This window comes from Alteromonas sp. ABV2_168, assembly GCF_056161165.1.
Window position 1 is genome coordinate 1 of the sequence record NZ_JBSWYQ010000013.1, and the last position, 15,380, is coordinate 15,380.

The following is a 15,380-nucleotide window of genomic DNA, read 5'->3' on the forward strand; positions in this document are numbered from 1 at the left end:
CGAAACCGAATTCAGACATCGCATCACTGATTCGATCGATACCGAGCTTGTAGGCAAGGTCATAGTAGAAAGTATCGCAGGACATCATAATGGCCCGTTCAACATTCACTTTCCCGTGCCCCCATTTTTTCCAGTCACGCCACACATGGCTGACGTTGGGGAGCTTGTAACGTCCGGTGTCATTGATAGTGGTCTTTGGTGTAATGACACCGTCCTCAAGGCCCACCAGACCAAGCAGAGGCTTGATAGTGGAAGCCGGTGGATATTGTCCCTGCGTAGCGCGGTTAATCAGAGGCCGGTCAGGGGAATTCAGTAAGGCACTGTAGTTTTTGCTGCTGATCCCGTGGACAAACAGGTTAGGGTCGTAACTCGGGCTGGAATACATGGCCAGTACACCACCGGTATCAGGCGCCGAAACGACCACCGTACCCCGCTTACCATCCAGCGCTTTTTTTGCAGCCAGTTGCAGGGCAAGATCAATATTCAGCACAATGTCTTTACCTGGCACCGGCGGATCAACACTCAACGTACGGATTATCCGTCCCTGACTGTTAACTTCTACCTGCTGATAACCGACCTGGCCGTGTAATTCTTCTTCATGGTATTTTTCGATACCCAGTTTACCGATGTCGTAGGTAGCTGCGTAGTTATCTTCCTGACCGGCTTCCTGCAATTTCTGTAAATCTTTCTTATTAATTTTTGCTACGTAACCAAGTACGTGAGTAAGCGTTTCACCGTAGGGATAGTAGCGCGAAAGACGGGCTTCCACAGAAACACCCGGAAAACGGTGTTGCTGGGCAGAAAACAATGCCACTTCTTCTTCATTTAGCTGGGTACGCAGAGCAATGGGCTTAAACCGTCGTTGCCCGCGGTATATTTTGAGAAAATTGTCCCTTTCTTCCTGCGTGATCCCCATGAGTGCAGACAGGCTGTCAAGGGTGTCGTCCAGACTGTCGACTTCTTCAGGAATGACTTCCAGGCTGAATACCGGCCGGTTTTCAGCCAGCAAAATACCGTTGCGGTCGTAAATCAATCCCCGGTTGGGCGCAATGGGCAGAACCTTTATGCGGTTACCGTTGGAGCGGGTCTGATAAGCATCGTGCTGTTCCACTTGCAGTACGTAGAGGTTACTCACCACGATACCGAGCATGGCAAACACAATAAGCAGTGAAACAGCGGCGCGGCGGGCAAACAGGTTCGCTTCCGCTGTATGGTCACGAATCGCCTGACGTTTACGGGCCATGACTATTCCCGGTGATACGGATGGTTCTGGGTAACAGACCAGGCGCGATACAAGCTTTCCGCCACAATGATGCGCACCAGAGGGTGGGGTAATGTCAGATTAGAAAGTGACCAGCGTTGTTCCGATGCGGCAATACACTCAGGAGCGAGTCCTTCCGGGCCTCCGATGAGTAAACTTACGTCACGCCCGTCCATCTTCCAGGCATCGAGTTGTCTGGCAAGTTGGGGGGTATCCCATGGCTTACCGGTGACTTCCAGTGTGACGATGCGGTTTCCCTTCGGAATTGCCGCCAGCGTTGCTTCTCCTTCCTTTTGAAGGATGCGCGGGATATCTGCATTTTTACCGCGCTTTCCCGCGGCAATTTCAGTAAAGCTGACAGGCATGTCAGCGGGAAAACGGCGCACAAACTCATCAACACCTCTGGCAACCCAGTCAGGCATTTTAGTTCCTACCGCAACGATTTGAATTTTCACCGTTTTACAACTTCCCGGTTGAGCGATTTGAAGTGATAAGTCTTGCCGGAACGCCGCTGACAGTCAACGCCGTGGCATACTGATGGCTGATGTTCAGCCCCAGAGCTTTTCAAGCTGGTAGAAATCTCTCGCTTCATCCTGCATGACGTGCACGATGATGTCACCGAGATCAACAAGAACCCATTCACCGGTCTCTTTGCCTTCAATGCTCAGAGGCGGATGTCCGGCCTGTTTCATTTCTACATGCAGATTATCCGCGATAGACACCACGTGTCGCTTGGAATTACCCGAGCAGATAATCATCAGGTCAGTAATTGTCGACTTACCTTTTACGTCCAGTTGAATGACATCACGGGCTTTCATGTCGTCGATTTTATCTAACACGAATTGTTTGAACTGGTTACTGTCCAAAAGTTCTCCTCAAATACACAAAAAATTAACGTATAACATTTTAACTATAGCGAATTTTACCGCAATTCCCACACCGGTGTCAGTGCAGGTCCGGCATCAAAGTTAATCCGTTAAGCTCTATGCCCATGAACAACATACAAAGGTGTGCAAGCTTGATATAAGGCCTTTCCACCGTATTTTGTTTAAAAGCAAAGTCGGCCTGTTCCAGCGCCTCTCTGATATGGTCAAGGTGGGCAGCGCTCAGCCGGTTCAGTGCCGACTGATAACAGCCCTGACGATTTTTCCAGATCCCGAACTTCATCCACTGGACAGGTTGTCCGGACGATCTGACTTCGTGTAACTGGCTTAAGGTCTGCCATTCACGAATAAATGCCCAGATCAGGATATTAGGTTCAATGCCCTCACTTTCCAGACGGTACAACATGCGGATACAGCGCTGCCGGTCTCCGTTCAGCATGACATCTACCAGCTGAAATACATTGAATCTGGATTGATCGACAATGGCCGCTTCTACCTGTTCAGGTGTAATGGCCTGTCCGGCATAAACCAGCGATAACTTCTGGATTTCCTGATGAGCGGCCAGCATATTGCCCTCACACATATCTGCAATCATGCGGACACAGGCTGCATCGCCGTTAAGTCCGGCTTTTTGCATAGTCTGCTGGATCCATGTGTGAAGATTATTACCTTCCAGTGCATAGCAAAAGGAATGAATGCCGGTATCGTCAAGAACCTTGAACCATTTGGCTTTTTGTACATCTTTGCCAATACGGGGACCGTGGATCAGTAACAGAATGTCGTTACCCAGATTCGCTGCTACTGATTGTAGGGTCTGACTACCCTCAGTACCGGGTTTTCCGGTAGGTAGTTCCAGTTCAATAATCTGTTGCGAAGCAAATAAGGACAAAGATTGAGTGGCCTCAATTAACTGACTCCAGTTAAAACCACTGTCGGCAACAAATACTGTCCGCTCAGTGAAGCCCTGAGCTCTGGCTTTTTCCCGCACCGCTTCGATCATGGAAAATTTTTGCTGTGGCTCATCACCAAACAGCAAATAACAAGGCTTGAGGCCTTTATCTAGTTCCGCTTCAAAACGGTTTGGATAGATTTGCATGGCAGTTGTTTATTCCGCCACTGCCTGAGAAGACTGGCTGGCTATACGACGGATAATTTTGTCAGCCGCTTCATCCCGCATTTCGTTGAGAACCAGTTCCAGCTCCCGCGATTTTGCCAGCACCTGTTCAGGATCATCCTGGTAATCCCGCAATACTTCAAAATACGCGGGTAGGGGAGCCTTGTCAGGGAAGGTCACTGTATAACGGACACCGTAAATCAGCTCGTATTCAGCTACCTGACCGGTAGAAAACACGGACAATAAACGCCGTTCCAGTTGCTCCGGCTGAATGTTGATCAGAACCGACATGTCCGGAGACGGGCTGTCTGCCAGTGTACCGCCGTGAAGGTCGTACACTGCCAGTTTTTTCTTCAACGCTCTGGCCAGTGGCGCATGGGCCTGCGCAGACGTTACCGCAACGTAATTAACTGATGGCGGCAACGCTTCATTACCGCGCAGATGAAAGCCGCAACCGGTAAGCACCAGTGCGGCTGCGCCTGCTGTTAACAGCCGGAAGAACGTCTTCATCAGTTAGCTACAATGTTAACCAGCTTACCGGGTACTACGATGATTTTGCGCACCGTTTTACCTTCGATAAACTGTTGAACATTGGCCTGGGCAAGGGCATTTGCTTCGACGGCTTCTTTTGCCGCATCTGCTGCCACGGTCATTTTAGCGCGCACTTTACCGTTAACTTGCACTACAATCAGCTTCTCATCTTCTACCAGGGCAGCAGGATCAGCTACCGGCCAGCCGGCATATTCTACAGGTGTATCATGGCCAAGTGCCTGCCACAGGTGATGACAGATATGCGGCGTGATGGGGTTTAGCAAACGCAGCACGCCTTCGACTGCTTCACGCATAATAGCGTGGTCAGTTTCAGACTCCTGAGGTGCCTTTTGCAAATGATTCAATAATTCCATTACCGCAGCTACGGCAGTGTTGAAGGTCTGACGACGACCCAGGTCATCACTGACCTTGGCAATTGTCTTATGCACTTCACGACGTAACGCTTGCTGATCTTTATTCAGTGCTTTTGCATCAACCTTGCCCGGTGTGCCGGAAATTTCAATGTGCTCACTGACCAGTTTCCAGATACGTTTCAGGAAGCGGTTTGCCCCTTCCACGCCGGAATCAACCCATTCAAGGGTTTGCTCAGGTGGCGCGGCGAACATTGTAAACAGGCGTACAGTATCTGCACCGTACTGATCGATAACCGCCTGAGGATCGATACCATTATTTTTCGACTTTGACATTTTAGTCATGCCGCCGTGTTCTACCGGCGTACCGTCGCTGGTCAGCCAGGCTTTCGTGATTCGGCCTTTATCATCTTTCTCGGTGGAAACAGCCAGCGGCGAATACCAGGTTTTCTTACCGTTTTCATCTTCACTGAAATAGGAATCTGCCAGCACCATACCCTGACATAACAGGCGCTTAAACGGCTCATCTGACTCTACCAGACCTTCATCACGCAGCAGTTTGTGGAAGAAGCGGGAGTAGAGCAGGTGAAGAATGGCGTGTTCAATACCGCCGATGTACTGATCTACCGGCAGCCAGTAATTCGCCTGAGTTGGATCAAGCATGGCATCGCCATTTTGTGCGCAGCTGTAACGGGCATAATACCAGGATGATTCCATAAAGGTATCGAAGGTGTCGGTCTCACGCAGGGCCGGTTCACCGTTAAAGGTCGTTTTTGCCCATTCAGGATCAGCTTTGATTGGCGAAGTTACACCATTCATTTCTACGTCTTCCGGTAACACCACCGGTAATTCACTGGCGGGAACCGGCACAGACTCGCCGTTTTCCAGATTCAGCATTGGAATAGGAGCGCCCCAGTAACGCTGACGGCTTACGCCCCAGTCACGAAGACGGTAATTAACTTTCTTAGTACCCACACCTGCGGCAGATAATTTTTCTGCTATTGCATTGAAGGCGGCCTCGAAGGTTAAGCCATCAAACTCACCGGAATTAATTAAGGTGCCTTTTTCAGTGTACGCAGACGCAGTTAAGTCACAGGTTTCACTGTTACCATCTGCAGGTGTAATGACCTGTTTAACCGGCAGATTGTATTTGGTAGCAAATTCCCAGTCACGCTGGTCATGGCCGGGAACGGCCATCACTGCACCGGAGCCATAGCCCATCAATACGAAATTAGCAGCCCAAACCGGTACTTCCTCGCCGGAGAGCGGGTGAATCGCTGTTAATCCGGTATCACACCCTTTCTTTTCCATGGTGGCCAGTTCTGCTTCAGCCACTTTCGTGTTCTTACATTCTTCGATAAAGGTTGCAAGAGCAGGGTTATGTCTGGCAGCAAATTCTGCCACAGGATGCTGGGCAGCAACGCCCAGGTATGTAACACCAAAGAATGTATCAGGGCGTGTGGTGTAAACGGTCAGGGTTTCCACTTCACCGGCAGGTGTTTTCAGTTTAAAGGTAATATCTACACCTTCTGAACGGCCAATCCAGTTTGCCTGCATGGCGCGAACCTGATCAGGCCAGTCTTCCAGCTGATCCAGGTCAGATAATAATTCTTCAGCGTAGTCTGTAATTTTAATAAACCACTGAGGGATTTCTTTTTGTTCTACCAGAGCACCTGAACGCCAGCCACGACCGTCGATAACCTGTTCGTTGGCCAGTACTGTCTGGTCCACCGGATCCCAGTTAACGGTGGCGTTTTTCTTATATACCAGCCCTTTTTCGTACAGGCGGGTGAAAAACCACTGCTCCCAGCGATAATAGTCAGGTTTACAGGTAGCGACTTCGCGATCCCAGTCATAACCGAAACCCAGCGACTTCAACTGGCCTTTCATATATTCAATGTTTGAATAGGTCCAGTTTGCCGGAGCCGTATTGTTATTGATGGCTGCGTTCTCAGCAGGTAACCCGAATGCGTCCCAACCCATTGGCTGCAGAACATTTTTACCCTGCATGCGCTGGAAACGGCTGATTACGTCACCGATGGTGTAGTTACGTACGTGTCCCATATGGAGACGGCCGCTGGGGTAAGGGAACATTGAAAGGCAGTAGAATTTTTCTTTAGACGCGTCTTCTTCTGCTTTGAAAGACTGATTGGATTCCCAGTACTGCTGGACATCCTGCTCGATTTGTTTCGGGTTGTACTGATTTTCGGCCATCGTGAATAAGGCTTCCGCGTTGGTATTAATTACTTCGTGATTAGCCGCATAGAATACCCCGGCGCGCAGTGCACTCACAATAGGCGGGGGCTACTTTTATCCTTATCTGACGGGATTTTAGTCAGTTTTGGCAGTGGTTAAAAAATCTGCCAGCGCTTTAAGTTGTAATCCCTGGACATGGTCGACAACAGGCGCGAGGTCTTTGTATCCGCTTTCGCTGTATCCCTGAACGTGATACCGAAGCGAGATTGTTGTATCTGCGCCGGTTTGTTCCAGTTGCCAGTTCAGAGCGCCGGTCACGCCCATAGCTTGCAACGGCCCCAGTCCGCCGGTCATTACCAGCTGCTTTGCAGGGTCAACAAAACTTATCCGCATGTGTTCAGCACTCCGGTCACCGGCCCGTTCGCAAAAACAACCGCCGGCACGGGCATCAATACTGAAGGTACCCGTCCACCATGAGTGATCTTTTGGCCACCACTGGTCGACGTCGTTTACCAGCGCTTGCCAGACAGTGTCAGCCGCTACGTTCACCGAAACGGTATTAAGAACAATAAAGCCTCCGTTACCACTACTTTCCACTTTAGCGGAGGTGTTAAAGGATAAAATTAAACTCAGGAGGGCGAAAGCAGCAGTGGTTTTAGTCATAGAAGCTTATTATCCTTAAAATTTTGCTGGCAATACGGTTAATAATGCCCATTAAACCGTAATGTGGTGCTTTTTGATACAATTTGTCAAAACAAGTGGAGAAAAATGGCTGATACAGCCTTTTTATGGTTTGACAGTGGGAATTTTTCGCGTTTCACTTGATCTTATCTCCACAAAATCAAACCTGCCGGCTAACGGAGCAGTTTGATGATATAAGGTAAACAGGCAATTATGACCGACCTTTCCGTTCTGCGCGCTAAATATGCTTTATCTCCCGCAGCACTGACACCGTCGCTGAACCGGCGGCAGATAAACCAGGCTTTAAAAGACGAAGAAGCCGTTAATGCAACCTTTATTGGCCAGGAGCGTGCCCGCGAAGCACTGTCATTCGGCCTTGGCGTACGCAACCGCGGATATAACCTCTATGTGATGGGGGAGCCGGCCACCGGACGGTTCTCGCTGGTGAAGGATTACATTGAGCGTCAGGTGGCATCATTGCCTTCACCGGAAGACTGGGTCTATCTGAATAACTTTGATGAAGAACGTGAACCCTTTGTTCTGCGCATGGCGCCGGGTGAAGGCAAAGATCTGGTTAAAGATATAAACGGTCTGATTGATGATTTGCTTGATACATTTCCGGCAGCTTTTGACAACCCGGGTTATCAGCGTCAGAAATCAGCCATTTCCAGAGAATTTGAGCGCCGTTATGATGAAGCCATTGATGCAGTGGAACGCTACGCGCAGGCTCATGATGTAGCCCTTTATGACGAATCTAACGCCATTACCTTCGCCCCGATAGTAAGCGGTAAACCCGTTACCGATGAAGAATTTGCCGTACTCGATGATGACAAGCGTCAGTATTTTTATGACTTGATTGCTGAACTTGAAAACCGTCTCAGTGAAAGTTTACTCGGGTTGCCGGTATGGAAACGTGAAAGTTCTGAGCGTATCAGGCAACTGAATAAGAAAACCGCAGAGCAGGGGATCAGACCCTTACTCAAAGTACTGGAACATAAATATGCCGGCCATCTCGGCGTATTGAAAACGCTGCGGCGCATGCGTTCCCATCTGGTAGACACCATCGTGTCACTGCTGGCAGAGGAGTCAAAAGAGGATAAGCCCGACGAACTCGACAGACGGCTTTATCTGGAAGAACTTTATTTGCCTAATGTGCTGGTGGGTCATCAGTTACAGGACGGCGCGCCGGTGGTGTATGAGCCGAACCCTACCTATCAGAACCTGTTTGGTAAAATTGAGTACACCAACCTGCATGGCAGTGTGTATACCAATTACAGAATGATAAGAGCAGGGGCTTTGCACCGTGCTAACGGTGGCTATCTGTTACTGGATGTTGATCAGGTCATAGAGCAGCCCTTCGTGTGGGATGCACTGAAACTGGCGATAAAATCCGGTTCATTGAAAATGGATCTTCCCCAGCAGGATGTGGGTATGGTGAACGCCATCACATTGAACCCGCAACCGGTAGACCTTGATGTGAAAGTGATACTGCTGGGCTCACGTGATCTCTATTATACCCTGCAGGATTATGATGATGAATTTGACGAACTGTTCAGAGTGCTGGTGGATTTTGATTATGAAATACCGGTAACCCGTCAGTCTACTTTTGATTTTACGGGTAAGGTGCGTCATCACCTCAGTGAATGCGGCCTGAGCGGGATTTCCTCTAAAGCCATGCAGCGGCTGGTGGAATATTCCCTGCGTATGGCAGAACATCAGCAAAAATTCTCAGCCCATTTTGCCGAAGTCATAGAGCTTATCAATGAGGCCCGGTATTTTGCGGCTCAGCAGCAAAGCACGCATCTTGAACTGGAGCACATTGAAATTGCTCTCAGTGCGAAAAAACGCCGCACCGGCCGGGTGAGTCATGCACTGCTAAACGACATTAAAGAAGGTCATGTCCTAATCGCTACCGAAGGTAAGTCAGTAGGTACCGTTAATGGCCTGACCGTACTGGAAGTCGGGGGGACAGCATTCGGTACGCCGGCCCGCATTACCTCTACGGTGTATGCCGGTGCAAACGGCGTGGTGGACATTGAACGGGAAGTTGAGCTGGGGCAACCCATTCACTCTAAAGGGGTTATGCTGTTAACCGGTTATCTTGGAAACAAATATGCCCAGCATTTCCCGTTAACCCTGTCAGCCAATATAGCGCTGGAACAATCCTACGGACACATTGATGGTGACAGTGCTTCGCTGGCAGAACTTATTGCACTGATATCTGCATTGACGGAAATTCCGGCTACTCAGTCTCTGGCGGTAACCGGCTCGATTAACCAGTACGGTGAGGTACAGGCAGTAGGCGGCGTGAACGAAAAAATTGAAGGCTTTTTCGATTTATGTCAGCACCGCGGGCTTACCGGTAGTCAGGGGGTGATTATTCCTAAATCCAATGCCATTAACCTGGTACTGGATAAAGCAGTTATTGATGCAGTAAAAAAAGGGCTTTTCCATATTTACACTGCTGAAACCGTGGATGATGCCATTTCACTGTTGATGGAAAAAGAAGCCGGCAATATGACGTCCCGCGGGCGTTATCCGAAAAATTCGGTGAACTATCATGCCGTGAACCGCCTTTATAACATTGCACTCATTGTTAACGGAGGCGACGATGAATAAACATATAATAAAAAACGTCAGAAGGTGGCAGGAAAGATGAAAAAGTTATCTACGGGGAGTTTATCTAAGGGGAGTTTATTTGCGGGGAGTGTAATTACCGGAATGGTAACGGGTAGAAAACTAACAGCTTTAGTTGCCCTGACGCTCTTCAGCACCGGCGCATTCAGTGCACCTGAAACTCCGGAGTTATCTCTGCAGGAAGCTGAGCGGTTGTCAGAGATGCCGCTGCATTGTGTAACAACAGAGTACCCGAACAAGTTAAATCAAACATTATCCGGTCCACAGGACTTGCAGGGACCGGCTGCACTGCACCCCGCCTTTTACGGGTGTTTTGACTGGCACTCCAGCGTACACGGTCACTGGATGCTGGTAAATCTGCTCCGCCATTTTCCTGATCTTGCCAAAGCGACAGAAATTAAAGCAAAGCTTAAGGAAAACCTGACCGCAGATAAAATTCTTCAGGAAGTGGCATATTTTGAAAAACCACAAAATGCCAGTTTTGAGCGCACTTATGGCTGGGCCTGGTTACTGGCTCTGGCCGCAGAACTGAAGCTGTGGGATGACCCCCTGGCTGCTGAATTGAGTCAGAACCTGTCTCCCCTGACGGAACTGATTGTTGGCAAATATCATCAGTTCTTACCAAAACTGGTGTATCCGGTCCGCACCGGCGAGCATCCGAATACGGCTTTCGGAATGTCGATGGCACTGGATTATGCACGGATTGCTGATGACAAAGCATTACAGACGCTTATTACAGAGCGGGCTGTGCACTGGTTTGGCGGCGATAAACAGTGTCCGCTCTCATGGGAGCCAAACGGCTTCGATTTTCTTTCCCCTTGTTTTGAAGAACTGGATCTGATGCGAAAAGTGATGGATAAAAAGTCCTTTATGCACTGGGCGAAAGGTTTTCTGCCGGCGTTAGACAATGCTGACTTTCACATTGAAGTGGCACGGGTAAGTGACCGCACTGACGGTAAACTGGTGCATCTGGACGGGCTTAATTTCAGCCGTGCCTGGGTGATGTATGGCCTTGCAGCAGAATATCCCGATGAATTTGGTCATCTGCGGGCGCTGGCAGACACGCACGTGGCCCATTCATTGCCCGCCATCGTTGATGAAAATTATGAAGGTACACACTGGCTGGGCAGCTTTGCTGTTTATGCGTTACAACAACGTGCCCGCGCCACAGAGTAAATCATTTATTTAGGCGGCATACGGAGTGCGCCATCAAGACGGATGGTCTCACCGTTTATATAGGTGTTAAGTGCAATATGCGCCACCAGTGCTGCAAATTCCTCTGGCAGACCAAGCCGTTTAGGGAAGGGCACATTGGCGCTCAATGCTGCCTGAACGTGCTCCGGCATGGCCAGTAACATGGGAGTGCCCATTACGCCGGGCGCAATTGCATTAACACGGATCCCCACAGCGGCCAGGTCCCTGGCCATGGGCAGTGTCATACCGATAATGCCCGCCTTACTGGCCGCGTAGGCGGTCTGTCCGGTCTGCCCCTCGTAGCCGGCAATGGATGCAGTATTAATGATGACACCCCGTTCACCGTTTTCATCTGCTTGCTGTGCGGCCATGGTCTGAGCAGCAAGCCGGCTCACGTTGAAGGTACCGTTAAGATTGATATCGGTTACTTTACGGAACTGATCAAAAGAGGCAGCATTGCCTGTTTTATCAAGCGTTCTTGCAGCCGGTGCGATTCCAGCGCAGGAAACACAAAGGTTAATACGTCCGGCTTTCTCCCGGAAAGCTTGCAATGCGTCAGAAACCTCGTCTTCACTGCAAACATCGACGGGGTAGAAATGTGCATTTCCACCTGCCTCACGGACAGCCTTTTCCCCTTTTTCACGGTCTATATCAAAAAGAGCAACGGTCGCGCCACGCTGCAACAGATGCTGCGCGGTAGCAAAACCCAGTCCTGAACTGCCACCGGTAATGACGGCTGTGATGGAGGAAAGCGGAAGTGTGGTTTGTTCTGACATCATTCTCTGCCCGTTATCAGGTTTACGTTAACGTAAGTGTAACGTGGCAGAGTTTGTTAACAAAGTGATTACATAAAAGAAGATGTAAAAAGACTTTATTGTTTTGGCAACTGAATTTTACGCTCTTCGGAAGGGCGGAAGATAATCAGTGTGTGTCCGATGGACTGTACTTTTACAGATTCGGTTTCCCGCACAATAGCATCCATGATCAGTGTTTTTTCTTCACGATCATCGGTAGGCACCTTCACTTTAATCAGTTCGTGGTGTGCCAGTGCGCTGTCAATTTCAGATACAACACCCTCTGTGAGGCCGTTAGCACCTAATTGCACAACGGGTTTCAAAGAGTGGGCCAGGCCCTTAAGGAATTGTTTCTGTTTATTGGAAAGTTTCATTTCGTCGTTTTTCTTTACTATTGATAAATTTGTTTAACCTAAACGCCGGGCCAACGTTGTCACTGACTGAACGTAAAACCATTTATTTTAAGTTAATGCCTTGAAATGCCATATTCTAACGCCATCTTCGTTACAATCCTAACGACATTACGTGTGAATGACAAAAAAGTCGCATAATGCCACCAATTATATAAGCAATACTGAACAGAACTGCACACTTACACGTAAAACGTTACAAGGCGTTAATTTACGTGGTAACGGGAACGTGTATTGGTGGCTACGGTCTATAATTTGTAGTAGGCTGTAATTTGACGAAGTAAGGATCGCATTTCGTACGGAAACAATGGGAGCGGAGCATGTTCCGGACGCCGGTTTCACCATAGTGAGCGGTAAATGAACATGTTGGCAGTAAATTGTCATCAATCCCGGATGTTCCGGTATTTTTAGAGGTTAGTAGCTTGAGCGATATGGCAAAAAATTTAATCTTATGGTTGGTTATCGCCGTTGTGTTGATGTCGGTGTTCCAGAGCTTTTCACCTGGTGAATCGACACGTGCACAAACGGATTACACAACATTCCTGAAAGAAGCGAATCAGGGCAATGTCCGCGAAGTTCGCATTGACAGTGAGTCCCGCGAAATCCGCGGCACGAAACGTAACGGCGAAACATTCGTTACCTATATTCCCTATTTTGATGATCAGCTCATTTCAGATTTGGTGAAGAAGGATGTACGTGTATTAGGTGAGCCGCCTGAGAAGCCGTCTATCCTGACGTCTATCTTCATTTCATGGTTCCCCATGCTGCTGTTAATTGCAGTCTGGATTTTCTTCATGCGTCAAATGCAGGGTGGCGGTGGCCGCGGAGCCATGTCTTTCGGCAAAAGCAAAGCCCGTTTGCTGGGTGAAGATCAAATTAAAACCACTTTCTCCGACGTTGCCGGTTGTGACGAAGCGAAAGAGGACGTAGTAGAACTGGTAGACTTCCTGCGCGATCCTTCAAAATTCCAGAAGCTTGGCGGTAAGATTCCTAAAGGCGTTCTGATGGTGGGTCCGCCGGGTACAGGTAAAACATTGCTGGCTAAAGCCATTGCCGGTGAAGCAAAAGTACCGTTCTTTACTATTTCAGGTTCCGATTTTGTTGAAATGTTTGTGGGTGTGGGTGCATCCCGTGTCCGTGACATGTTCGAGCAAGCCAAAAAGGCTGCGCCTTGCATTATCTTTATCGATGAGATCGATGCAGTAGGTCGTCAGCGTGGTGCTGGTCTTGGCGGTGGTCACGATGAACGTGAACAGACACTTAACCAGATGCTGGTAGAAATGGATGGTTTTGAAGGTCACGAAGGTATTATCGTTATCGCAGCGACTAACCGTCCAGATGTCCTTGACCCGGCACTGTTACGTCCCGGCCGTTTCGACCGTCAGGTTATTGTAGGTCTGCCTGATATCCGTGGCCGTGAGCAAATCCTGAAAGTCCACATGCGCAAAGTACCGGTTGGTGACAACGTGGAAGCCTCTGTAATTGCCCGTGGTACGCCCGGCTTCTCCGGTGCTGACCTTGCGAACCTGGTTAACGAAGCTGCTCTGTTCGCCGCCCGAGCCAACAAGCGCCTTGTGTCGATGGAAGAGTTCGATAAAGCCAAAGACAAGATCATGATGGGTGCTGAGCGTAAGTCTATGGTGATGTCGGAAAACGAGAAAGCCATGACAGCTTACCACGAGGCCGGTCACGCAATCGTTGGCCGTCTTGTTCCTGAACATGATCCGGTTTACAAGGTGTCGATCATTCCCCGTGGCCGTGCACTGGGTGTTACCATGTATCTGCCGGAACAGGATCGTGTGAGCCATTCCAAGCAACATCTTGAAAGTATGATTTCAAGTCTGTTTGGTGGCCGTATTGCTGAACAAATCATTTACGGCGACGATATGGTGACCACCGGCGCGTCTAATGACATTGAACGTGCTACTGAGATTGCCCGTAAGATGGTCACGCAATGGGGCTTGTCCAGTAAAATGGGTCCGATGTTGTACGCAGAAGACGAAGGCGAAGTGTTCCTGGGCAAATCCATGTCTAAAGCCTCGCACATGTCTGACGACACTGCCCGCGCCATCGATGCAGAGATCAAATCGTTTATCGATGCGAACTATGACCGTGCTTATAAAATTCTTGAAGAGAATATTGATATTCTGCATTCGATGAAAGATGCTCTGATGAAGTACGAGACCATTGATGCGAAGCAAATTGATGATCTGATGGCACGCCGTGATGTGCGTCCGCCTGCGGACTGGGACGATCGTGCGCCGAAAGGTGGAGACAATCCTCCCGGCGGCAAGCCGGCCCGTGAGGGCGAAATTACCGACGATGGCTTGGATAAGCCACCGGTAGGTAAACCCGGCGACCTTCCGGGCTAAAATCTCCAGGCGCCAGTTTCAACTGGCGCTTTTTGTTTGTGCTTAATAAAGCCAGCTTTCCTCTTCATATTCATAAAGACAGATATACGTTATGCATTTCAAACATACCGAAATCGACCTCAATCAGGCCCGCGTTATGGGTATACTCAATGTCACACCGGATTCCTTCTCAGACGGCGGAGCCCACAATACGGTAGTTAAAGCCGTTGACCATGCCATGCGGATGGTAGAGGCCGGCGCGACATTTATCGACATAGGCGGTGAATCGACACGTCCGGGGGCGCCGGACGTGTCTGAACAGGAAGAGTTAGACCGCGTGGTGCCGGTGGTAGAGAAACTGGCCGGTCTGGAAGGCGTAGTACTCTCTGTGGACACCAGTAAGGCCGCTGTAATGCGGGAAAGCGTGAAGGCCGGAGCGGGTTTAATCAATGATGTCCGCGCCTTGCGGGAACCTGGGGCACTGGAGGCCGCAGCAGAAGCAAAGGTACCTGTGTGTCTGATGCATATGAAAGGTCAGCCGCGAACCATGCAGGCCAGCCCTGAGTATGATGATGTGGCAGACGAAGTGATAAATTTTTTATTGTCACGTATAGATGCCTGTAAGCATGCCGGCATTGATGACAGCAGCATTCTTCTGGACCCGGGCTTTGGTTTTGGTAAGAGCCTTGACCACAATTATCAACTGCTGGTTGAAATGGGAAGGGTGCAACATCTCGGTTATCCGCTACTGGTTGGTATGTCGAGAAAATCTATGATTGGCCAGCTGCTGGATAAACCTGTATCAGAGCGGCTGGCGGGCAGCATTGCCCTTGCCACTATTGCGGCGCAAATGGGCGCAAAAGTGATCCGTGTTCACGATGTGGCAGAAACAATGGATGCGATGAAAATCGTGAATAAGATTCAACAAATAAAAGACAATATTCAAGGAGCCTGAA

At 49.4% G+C, this 15,380-nt stretch carries 13 protein-coding genes; 4 read left to right on the forward strand and 9 right to left on the reverse strand.

From position 1 onward, the window contains the following. From mrdA to ACXAH4_RS17540, 7 genes are all read right to left on the reverse strand, one after another. Window positions 1-1,243, reverse strand: a 1,243-nt coding sequence (mrdA, locus tag ACXAH4_RS17510) for a penicillin-binding protein 2 (RefSeq protein WP_474882803.1), incomplete at its 3' end; no start/stop codon positions are given. Window positions 1,244-1,245: 2 nt separating this feature from the next. Then, complete coding sequence (gene rlmH / locus ACXAH4_RS17515) at window positions 1,246-1,716, reverse strand: 23S rRNA (pseudouridine(1915)-N(3))-methyltransferase RlmH (protein ID WP_303574249.1); 471 nt, start codon at window positions 1,714-1,716, stop codon at window positions 1,246-1,248. Between the two features lie 93 nt (window positions 1,717-1,809). Further along, a complete protein-coding gene (gene rsfS, locus ACXAH4_RS17520; RefSeq protein WP_119501121.1) occupies window positions 1,810-2,127 on the reverse strand; it encodes a ribosome silencing factor in 318 nt (105 codons plus the stop codon). A gap of 79 nt (window positions 2,128-2,206) precedes the next feature. Then, complete coding sequence (holA, locus tag ACXAH4_RS17525; RefSeq protein WP_474882805.1) at window positions 2,207-3,241, reverse strand: DNA polymerase III subunit delta; 1,035 nt, start codon at window positions 3,239-3,241, stop codon at window positions 2,207-2,209. A 9-nt stretch (window positions 3,242-3,250) separates the two neighbouring features. After that, entirely contained in the window at window positions 3,251-3,769 is a 519-nt protein-coding gene (locus ACXAH4_RS17530) for an LPS-assembly lipoprotein LptE (RefSeq protein WP_474882806.1), read from the reverse strand. Continuing rightward, window positions 3,769-6,375 carry a leucine--tRNA ligase gene (gene leuS / locus ACXAH4_RS17535; protein ID WP_474882898.1) on the reverse strand — a complete coding sequence of 869 codons (2,607 nt, stop codon included), beginning with the start codon at window positions 6,373-6,375 and terminating at the stop codon, window positions 3,769-3,771. Before leuS ends, ACXAH4_RS17530 begins: the two co-directional genes overlap by 1 nt. A 117-nt stretch (window positions 6,376-6,492) precedes the next feature. After that, on the reverse strand, window positions 6,493-7,020 hold the full coding sequence (locus ACXAH4_RS17540; RefSeq protein ID WP_474882808.1) for an SRPBCC family protein: 528 nt from the start codon (window positions 7,018-7,020) through the stop codon (window positions 6,493-6,495). Between the two features lie 231 nt (window positions 7,021-7,251). On the opposite strand from ACXAH4_RS17540, the gene ACXAH4_RS17545 reads away from it, so the two are divergent. Beyond that, complete coding sequence (locus tag ACXAH4_RS17545; RefSeq protein WP_474867821.1) at window positions 7,252-9,657, forward strand: Lon protease family protein; 2,406 nt, start codon at window positions 7,252-7,254, stop codon at window positions 9,655-9,657. Between the two features lie 36 nt (window positions 9,658-9,693). Continuing rightward, on the forward strand, window positions 9,694-10,851 hold the full coding sequence (locus tag ACXAH4_RS17550) for a DUF2891 domain-containing protein (RefSeq protein ID WP_474882810.1): 1,158 nt from the start codon (window positions 9,694-9,696) through the stop codon (window positions 10,849-10,851). 5 nt (window positions 10,852-10,856) lie between these two features. Here ACXAH4_RS17550 and ACXAH4_RS17555 read toward each other — a convergent pair whose 3' ends face one another. Then, complete coding sequence (locus tag ACXAH4_RS17555) at window positions 10,857-11,648, reverse strand: SDR family NAD(P)-dependent oxidoreductase (protein WP_474852012.1); 792 nt, start codon at window positions 11,646-11,648, stop codon at window positions 10,857-10,859. A 92-nt stretch (window positions 11,649-11,740) separates the two neighbouring features. Continuing rightward, complete coding sequence (yhbY, locus tag ACXAH4_RS17560) at window positions 11,741-12,037, reverse strand: ribosome assembly RNA-binding protein YhbY (RefSeq protein WP_119501126.1); 297 nt, start codon at window positions 12,035-12,037, stop codon at window positions 11,741-11,743. A 458-nt stretch (window positions 12,038-12,495) separates the two neighbouring features. Between yhbY and ftsH the strand changes: the two genes are divergently transcribed. Beyond that, window positions 12,496-14,445 (forward strand): ATP-dependent zinc metalloprotease FtsH, encoded by a 1,950-nt coding sequence (ftsH, locus tag ACXAH4_RS17565; protein ID WP_474882812.1) that lies wholly within the window; start codon window positions 12,496-12,498, stop codon window positions 14,443-14,445. Window positions 14,446-14,536: 91 nt separating this feature from the next. Then, window positions 14,537-15,379: a dihydropteroate synthase gene (gene folP / locus ACXAH4_RS17570; RefSeq protein WP_474882814.1), complete on the forward strand. Its 843-nt coding sequence runs from the start codon at window positions 14,537-14,539 to the stop codon at window positions 15,377-15,379. The last annotated feature ends 1 nt before the right edge of the window (window position 15,380 follow it).

What these genes read in the sequence shown, in the direction of transcription:
- ACXAH4_RS17545 (WP_474867821.1), top strand. Translation starts at nt 7,252, where the DNA reads ATGACCGACCTTTCCGTTCTGCGCGCTAAATATGCTTTATCTCCCGCA.
- leuS (WP_474882898.1), bottom strand. Translation starts at nt 6,375, where the DNA reads ATGGCCGAAAATCAGTACAACCCGAAACAAATCGAGCAGGATGTCCAG.
- ACXAH4_RS17550 (WP_474882810.1), top strand. Translation starts at nt 9,694, where the DNA reads ATGAAAAAGTTATCTACGGGGAGTTTATCTAAGGGGAGTTTATTTGCG.
- ACXAH4_RS17555 (WP_474852012.1), bottom strand. Translation starts at nt 11,648, where the DNA reads ATGATGTCAGAACAAACCACACTTCCGCTTTCCTCCATCACAGCCGTC.
- ACXAH4_RS17530 (WP_474882806.1), bottom strand. Translation starts at nt 3,769, where the DNA reads ATGAAGACGTTCTTCCGGCTGTTAACAGCAGGCGCAGCCGCACTGGTG.
- yhbY (WP_119501126.1), bottom strand. Translation starts at nt 12,037, where the DNA reads ATGAAACTTTCCAATAAACAGAAACAATTCCTTAAGGGCCTGGCCCAC.
- ACXAH4_RS17540 (WP_474882808.1), bottom strand. Translation starts at nt 7,020, where the DNA reads ATGACTAAAACCACTGCTGCTTTCGCCCTCCTGAGTTTAATTTTATCC.
- holA (WP_474882805.1), bottom strand. Translation starts at nt 3,241, where the DNA reads ATGCAAATCTATCCAAACCGTTTTGAAGCGGAACTAGATAAAGGCCTC.
- folP (WP_474882814.1), top strand. Translation starts at nt 14,537, where the DNA reads ATGCATTTCAAACATACCGAAATCGACCTCAATCAGGCCCGCGTTATG.